Source organism: Variovorax sp. Varisp36 (assembly GCF_047304235.1).
In the GTDB taxonomy this organism is placed as follows: domain Bacteria; phylum Pseudomonadota; class Gammaproteobacteria; order Burkholderiales; family Burkholderiaceae_C; genus Variovorax.
Window position 1 is genome coordinate 93,131 of record NZ_JBGLYU010000016.1, and the last position, 7,736, is coordinate 100,866.

Sequence of the window (7,736 nt, forward strand, 5' to 3'; positions counted from 1 at the left end):
ACAAATTTGAGTTTTGTTGATTGACCCGGGGAAACCCGAAGGCAACGCCTCCTGCGGCGACTTTCTGGTGTCTTTATGTGTCGGCGGACTCAGCTGCCGACAGGCCAGCCTTCGACCAGGGGCCGCGCGAGTTGCGCGCCTTCCTGCTGCCAGAACGCGGGATCGGCCAGCTCGATGCGGCGGATCGCGTTGTCCATGTGGTTCTTGGCCGCCTCGCGCGCGCGCAGCGGGTCGCCAGCCTCGATGGCCTCGACGATGCGCGCGTGTTCCTGCGCCACCTCGCGCGCGAAGTCGGCGCGGCGCGCCTCGTTGGCGCGCGTGACGCGGGTGGCGCCATGCAGGAACTGGCGCAGGTACTGCAGCGTGCCGATCAGGAACGGATTGCGCGCCGCCTCGGCGATGGCGCGGTGGAAGCGCACGTCCTCGTCGGCGCCGTTGCCGCCCGCCTCGACCGCCGCATGCAGCGCATCGATGGCCTCGCGGATGCGCTGCACGTCGTCGGCCGTGCGGCGCTCGGCGGCCAGCGCGGCCACTTCGGCCTCGAGCGCACGGCGCACCTCGACCATCTGGATGACGGCTTCGCGCGAGGCGACGTGCGGCATCTCGAAGCGCAGCGGCTCGACACCGGCGGCACGCACGTACACGCCGCTGCCCTGGCGCGAATCGAGCAACCCCAGCGACTTGAGCCGCGACACGGCCTCGCGCACCACAGTGCGGCTGACGCCGAACTGCTCGGCCAGCGCGGCCTCGGTCGGCAGGCGGTCGCCTTCGGAAAGACGCCCGCTGCGCACCTCGGCCGCGAGCGCATCGGCCACCTGGTCGGCGAGGCGGACGGCGGGAGCGAGGGACTGGAAGCGGGCGGTCATGGGTGCGATGGAGGTGGGGCCTGCGACTCTAACGCAGGCCCTGCGCGGCCGCCGGCTCTCAGTTCAGCGCGTGCCGCGCGGCGTTTGCAATGCTCGCGGCATCCACCCCGAAGAATCCGCGCAGCGCCGCACGCGTGTCGCTGCGGCCGAAGCCGTCGGTGCCCAGCGTGAGGTAGCGGCGGCCTTCGGGCAGGAAGGCGCGCACGCTCTCGGGCACGGCGCGCACGTAGTCGGTGGCGGCAACGACCGGTGCCTTGCCGCTGCCCTTGCCGAGCTGCTGCGCGATGAAGGTCGTGCCGGCTTCTTCGCCAGCCAGCGCGCGCTGCTCGCAGGCTTGGCCGTCGCGCGCAAGCTCGCTCCAGCTCGTGACGCTGAACACCTCGGCCTCGATGCCTTCATCGGCCAGCAGCTGCGCGGCCTTGACGACTTCCGTCAGGATCGCGCCCGAGCCCATCAGCGTGACCTTCTTCTTCGCCTTGCCGGAGGCCGGCGAATACACGCCGAAGCGGTAGCACCCGCGCAGGATGTCGCCTTCCGCACCTTCCGGCACATCGGGCTGCGCGTAGTTCTCGTTCATGAGCGTGACGTAATAGAACACGTCCTTCTGCTCGACCATCATCTCGCGGATGCCCGCGTCGACGATCACCGCCATCTCGCCCGCATAGGCCGGATCGTAGGCCTTGCAGTTGGGAATGGTCGCGGCCACGAGGTGGCTGCTGCCGTCCTGGTGCTGCAGGCCTTCGCCGCCGAGCGTGGTGCGGCCCGACGTGGCACCGAGAAGGAAGCCGCGTGCGCGCTGGTCGGCCGCGGCCCAGATCGCATCGCCCACGCGCTGGAAGCCGAACATCGAGTAGTAGATGTAGAAGGGCAGCATGGCCAGTCCATGCACGCTGTAGCTGGTGGCCGCGGCCGTCCAGCTCGCGATGGCGCCGGCTTCGCTGATGCCTTCTTCAAGGATCTGCCCGTCGGTCGCTTCGCGATAGCTCAGCACCGAGCCGATGTCTTCGGGCGCGTAGCGCTGGCCCACGCTCGAATAGATGCCCACCTGCTTGAACAGGTTGGCCATGCCGAAGGTGCGCGCCTCGTCGGCCACGATGGGCACGATGCGCGGGCCGAGCGCAGCGTCCTTCATGAGGTTGCCCAGCATGCGCACGAAGGCCATGGTGGTGCTCATCTCCTTGCCGGCCGCAGCGGTCGCGAACTGCGCGTAGCTTGCGATATCGGGCTTGGGCACGATGTCGCAGGCGGTCTCGCGGCGCGGCATGGCGCCGCCGAGCGCTTCGCGGTGCTGGCGCAGGTAGCGCATCTCGGCGCTGGCCTCGGCCGGGCGGTAGAAATCCATCGCGATGGCCTGCGCATCGGTGAGCGGCAGGTTGAAGCGGTCGCGGAACTCAATGAGGTCCACGTCGCCCATCTTCTTGTGCGAGTGCGTGGTCATCTTGCCTTGCGCGGCGCTGCCCATGCCGTAGCCCTTCTTGGTGTGGGCGAGGATCACGGTCGGCTGGCCCTTGTGCCTGGCCGCTGCCGCGTAGGCCGCATGGATCTTCACGAGGTCGTGGCCGCCGCGCTTGAGGCGGTCGATCTGCTCGTCGGTCATGCCTTCGGCCAGGCGCGCGAGCTCGGGGTTCTGGCCGAAGAAGTTGTCGCGGTTGAAGCGGCCGTCCTTGGCCGCAAAGGTCTGCATCTGGCCGTCGACGGTGTTGGCGAACACGCGCGCGAGCGCACCGCTCACGTCCTGTGCGAAGAGGCCGTCCCAGTCGCTGCCCCACACGAGCTTGACGACGTTCCAGCCCGCGCCGGCAAAGAGCTTTTCGAGTTCGTCGATGATGCGGCCGTTGCCGCGCACCGGGCCGTCCAGGCGCTGCAGGTTGCAGTTGACCACCCACACGAGGTTGTCGAGCTTCTCGCGCGCGGCGAGCGTCAGCGCGCTCATCGATTCGGGCTCGTCCATCTCGCCGTCGCCGAACACGCCCCACACCTTGCGGCCCTCGCAATTCAGCAGGTTGCGGTGCGTGAGGTAGCGCATGAAGCGCGCGTGGTAGATCGAGCTGATGGGGCCGATGCCCATCGAGCCGGTGGGGAACTGCCAGAAGTCCGGCATCAGGTACGGATGCGGATAGCTGCACAGGCCGCGCGCGCCGCTGCCGTCGGTGAAGGCGGGCGCGGTGAGTTCCTGGCGGTAGTGGTTCAGGTCTTCTTCGCCGAGACGGCCTTCGAGGTAGGCGCGCGCATAGACGCCCGGCGCGCTGTGCGGCTGGAAGAACACGAGGTCGCCGCGGTGCTGCTCGCTGCGCGCATGGAAGAAGTGGTTGAAGCCGGTTTCGAACAGATCGGCCGCGCTCGCGTAGCTGGCGATGTGGCCGCCGAGTTCGCCATACGCCTGGTTGGCCTTGGCCACCATCGCGAGCGCGTTCCAGCGCATCAGCGAGGCGAGCTTTTCCTCGATGGCGAGGTCACCCGGGAACGGCGGCTGGTCTTCCACCGCGATGGTGTTGACGTACGGCGTCGCGAGTTCGGGCTGCCAGCCGATGCGCTGCTGCCGCGCGAGCCGGGCCAGCTCGACCAGCATCTGCTTTGCGCGCTGCGGCCCCTGCGTTTGCGCCAGCGCCAGGAAGGCGTCGCGCCATTCGGCGGTCTCGGCGGGGTCGGGGTCGTGCGAGAGCGGCGTGTCGAGCAGCAGGGCACGCATCTGGTCGGGCGAAATCGGGGCGTTCATATCGGCACTTTAGGCCGCCACGCGAAAAATTAGCTACTGGCGAAGCCAATTCCCTGCAAGCGTCGCAGCATAAAATTCCGTCAATCTTCAACTCTCCGGCATTTCATGCAACTCGACGCCATCGACCTGCGCATTCTCGACGAGCTGCAGCGCGACGGCGCGCTGTCGAACGTGGAGCTGGCGCGGCGCGTGCACCTGTCGCCATCGCCCTGCCTCGCGCGGGTGAAAGTGCTCGAAGCGAACGGCGTGATCGGCCGCTATGTGGCGCTCCTCAGCGCCAAGGCGCTGGGCTTGGGGCTCAACGTGTTCATCTCGATCAGCCTCACGACGCAGAGCAAGCAGTCGCTCGCCGATTTCGAGCAGCGCATCGCCGAGCACGACGAGGTGATGGAGTGCTACCTGATGACGGGCGACAGCGACTACCTGATCCGCATCGCGGTGGCTGACATGGCGGCGCTGGAGAAATTCATCCTGGAACAGCTCACGCCGATTCCGGGGATCGAGAAGATCCGCTCCAGCTTTGCACTGAAGCAGGTCAGATACAAGACGGCGCTGCCGTTGCCGAAAGGATAGGTACTCCCCCAGGCTTCGCGCACTTCGTGTCGCTTCGCCTTCCCCCTCGCCGGGGGCAACACCAGAGGCCCGGCAGAGCCGGTTCCTCGGTGTTTCCCGAAAGGGGGCTGGCTCCTGCGACGATCAGAGGCCGATCAGGCCGCCGTCGTTTTTCGTGATGACGATGGTTGCCGAGCGTGGGCGGGTGTTGCCGCCATCGGGCCAGTGGCTGAGGAACTTCGTCGGATCGGAGATGTTCCCCTTGGCCGTGCTCTCGCCCGGGTGCTGGATGTTCACGAACAGCGCGCGGCCGTCACCCGATTCGGCGATGCCGGTGATCTCGCAGTCGATCGGGCCGACCAGGAAGCGGCGCAGGCCGTCGGTGCCGGGGGCCTTGCCGATGAAGGTGGCCTGCGTGGCGGTGGTGGAACCGTCGACGTTGGTGATGGTCTTCGCGCCGCCGTCGCCGACCTTGCCCGGCAGGGCGGCCAGCAGCATGCAGTTGGTCACGTCGGTGTACGCGCCGTCGTCGGTTTCCAGCCACAGCAGGCCGGGCGCCGCCTGGCTGAACCACATGCCGTCGGGGCTGGAGAAGTCATTGTCGGCGCCGAGCGCGGACAGGTTCACGTCGGCCGATGCAGTCGAACGAGCACCGAACAGGTACACGTCCCACTTGAAGGTCACCGCGGTCGGGTCGCCGTTGGCGTCGGCAAAGCGCACGATGTGGCCATTCGGGTTGCCCTTCTGGTCCGTGCCGGTGGTCGTCTTGTCGTTGTAGTAGCGCGGGTTGGCGGCGTCGGTCTTGCCGATGGGGCGCGAGCTGGCGTTGGTGTTGGTCAGCGTGACGTAGACCTCGCCGGTCTTCGGATTGACGGCCGTCCACTCGGGGCGGTCCATCTTGGTAGCGCCGGCGGCGTCGGCGGCGTGGCGCGCATTGACCACCACGTCGGCCGCGTCGGCAAAGGCATAGGCGGAGTAGCTCGCGGTGATGTTGTTGACGCCGAGCTTCAGTTCGAGCCAGTCACCCGTGCCGTCGGCCTTGAACTTGGCCACGTAGAGGCGGCCGTCGTCCATGTACTTGTCGCCGGCGGCCATGCCGCCGCCGATGTCGGCCGCATCCCAGTTCTTCGTGGAGACGAACTTGTAGATGTACTCGTTGCGCGAATCGTCGCCCATGTACCAGACCAGCGGCTTGCCGGCCACGACCGGGCCCAGGCAGGCGCCTTCATGGCCGAAGCGGCCGAGCGCAGTGCGCTTCTTCGGCGTGCTCGTGGGGTTGAACGGGTCGATCTCGACGACCCAGCCGTAGGTGTTGGAGCCGTTGCGGTAGTCGTCGGCGGCGGTGCCGCCCACGACCACGACTTCGGTGTTCCAGCGGCCGTAGAGGTTGTCGGCCGTATCGGGCGTGACGGTGGCCCACAGTTCGCGGCCAGTACTCGAAACGCCATAGCGGCTGAAGGACGCCAGTTCCTTGGCCGTACGGTTGGCATTGTCGTTGGCGGCGATGCGGCGGAAGTAGCCGGCCCAGTTTTCCTCGCAGGTGAGGTACGTGCCCCACGGCGTGGTGCCGTTGGCGCAGTTGTTGAGCGTGCCGCGGGTCTTGCTGCCGTCGGTCGAGTACTTGGTCTTCAGGTAGTCGGTCTTGGCGGCCGGGCCCGAGAAGCTCATCTCGGTGAGCGTGTGGACGCGGCGATTGAGGGTCGAGTCCTGCTTGTAGCTCCAGGTACTGCCGCTCTTGTTGACCTCGATCAGGCTCACGCCGTGCAGGTAGAACTCGCGCAGCACTTCGTCGGCGACGGTTCGCGCGGCCGCGTTGCCGGTGCCGCTGATGGTCTGGCCGGTGGGGTGCAGGAACAACGGCGTGATGGCCTCGTGGTTCATCACGAGCAGGCCGCGCGATGCGCCGGCGGGGTCCCACTTGTTCGACGCGTTCATGCCGAAGTAGGTCATGCCGTCGTGGTGGTCACCCGCGCGACGGTCGTACGTGGTGGCGTCGTCGGAACCGTCGTTCTTGTAGGCGGCGACGCCCGAAGCGATCGGATCACCCAGGCGATAGAGCACGCTGGCGGTGTAGCCTGCGGGCACGGTCACGACATCGGCGAGGCTCTTGGCCACGGGATTGAAGCCGAGCTTCATCGCAGCGGCAGGTGCGGGCGCGGGCGCGGGCGCGGGTGCGGGCGCTGGCGAAGGCGCCGGGGCGGGAGCGGGTGCCGGAGGCAGCACCGGGAACGCGGTGCCGCCACCTCCACCACCGCCGCACGCCTGCAGCAGCGCCGTGCCGGCGGTGCCGACGCCCAGGCCGAACAGGCGGCGGCGGCTCAGGCGCGAGGCGATCAGGTCGGTGAACGAGGAGTTCGACGTGGGGTTGGTGCCGATGTCGTCGAGGTCGACCGAAGGATCGTCGGTGCGGGTATTTGCGGTCATGCGCAATGTCTTTCTTCATGGATTGGGGAAACCAGCCCGTGAAGTTAGGCACTTCGTATGACGGCTCAATGAAACACTCAGCTTCCCGTCAGGTTGAATTGATCCACCAAGTGCCGCGCCCTGCTCAGGGAGCGGGCGACTGCCTCGGCCACAGCGCCCACAGGCGCAGCGGCTGGTTCATGCTCGCCGCGAGGCGGCCCGCGTCGGCGCCGGTGCCCGCGAAGTAGTCGGCGCGCACCGCGCCGAGGATGGCGCTGCCGGTGTCCTGCGCCACCACCAGTTTCTGCAGCTGCGCCGCCGGCCCGCTGGACGCCAGCCACACCGGCGTGCCGTACGGGATGCTCTCGCGGTCGACCGCGATGGAGCGGCCGGCCGTGAGCGGCACGCCTTGCGCGCCGCGCGGGCCGAAGGCGGCGTCGACCTCGCTCATCGTCTCTTCACGGAAGAACACGTAGCGCGGGTTGCTCCACATCAGTTGCGACACGCGCTGCGGGTTCTGCGCGGCCCAGGCCTTGGTGTCGTCGGGCCATTTGCCGACCTTGGTCACGCCCTGGCTGATCAGCCATTGCTGCACGCTGCGGTAGGGCTGCTCGTTGGTGGCCGAGAAGGCCATTCGCACGGTGTGCTGCCAGCCGTTGGCCTCGGTGATGCGCAAGCGCCCCGAGCCCTGGATGTGCAGCATCAGCGCGTCGATGGGGTCGGCCATCCACGCGATCTCGCGGCCGCGCAGCGCGGCCTGCGCCTCGGGCAGGGTCTCGATCTCCTGGCGCGTGTACCACGGGCGGCGCGGCACCAGGCCGTCCGGGGCCTGGTAGATCGGCACGTTGAAGGTGGCGGTGGGCACGCGCGAGGCTTCGTACACCGGCTCGTAGTAGCTGGTGAGCTTGCCCTCGGTCTGGCCGTTCAACGCCTCGACGCGGTAGGGCTGCAGCCGCTCGGTCATCCACTGGCGCTGCTCTTCGGGCGTGGCGATGGTCAGCTGGCGCACGTCGCGGCACAGCGGCGCGAAGGCGGCGTTGGGTCGCACGCAGTTCGCCAGCAGCGCGATCCACGCCTCGTGCAGCGGGTCTTCGCCGAAGCCCGGCAGTTCCGTCCAGCCGACCGGCACCCAGCGGCTCTTGGGATGCGCGAGCGAGCCGGTGAGCGGACCGAGGTCGCGCGGCGGGGTGGCGGAGGGG

At 68.2% G+C, this 7,736-nt stretch carries 5 protein-coding genes; 1 reads left to right on the forward strand and 4 read right to left on the reverse strand.

From position 1 onward, the window contains the following. Positions 1-89 precede the first annotated feature (89 nt). Both ACCD11_RS12410 and mdeB read right to left on the reverse strand, forming a co-directional pair. Positions 90-866: a FadR/GntR family transcriptional regulator gene (locus ACCD11_RS12410; protein WP_007829150.1), complete on the reverse strand. Its 777-nt coding sequence runs from the start codon at positions 864-866 to the stop codon at positions 90-92. Positions 867-924: 58 nt separating this feature from the next. Beyond that, positions 925-3,582 (reverse strand): alpha-ketoglutarate dehydrogenase, encoded by a 2,658-nt coding sequence (gene mdeB / locus ACCD11_RS12415; RefSeq protein WP_413314072.1) that lies wholly within the window; start codon positions 3,580-3,582, stop codon positions 925-927. A 105-nt stretch (positions 3,583-3,687) separates the two neighbouring features. On the opposite strand from mdeB, the gene ACCD11_RS12420 reads away from it, so the two are divergent. Further along, entirely contained in the window at positions 3,688-4,155 is a 468-nt protein-coding gene (locus ACCD11_RS12420) for an Lrp/AsnC family transcriptional regulator (protein ID WP_413314073.1), read from the forward strand. Positions 4,156-4,278: 123 nt separating this feature from the next. On the opposite strand, the gene ACCD11_RS12425 is transcribed toward ACCD11_RS12420, so the two are convergent. After that, entirely contained in the window at positions 4,279-6,558 is a 2,280-nt protein-coding gene (locus tag ACCD11_RS12425; protein WP_413314075.1) for a PhoX family protein, read from the reverse strand. A 124-nt stretch (positions 6,559-6,682) separates the two neighbouring features. After that, on the reverse strand, positions 6,683-7,736 hold a 1,054-nt coding region (locus ACCD11_RS12430; RefSeq protein ID WP_413314076.1), incomplete at its 5' end, for a murein transglycosylase A.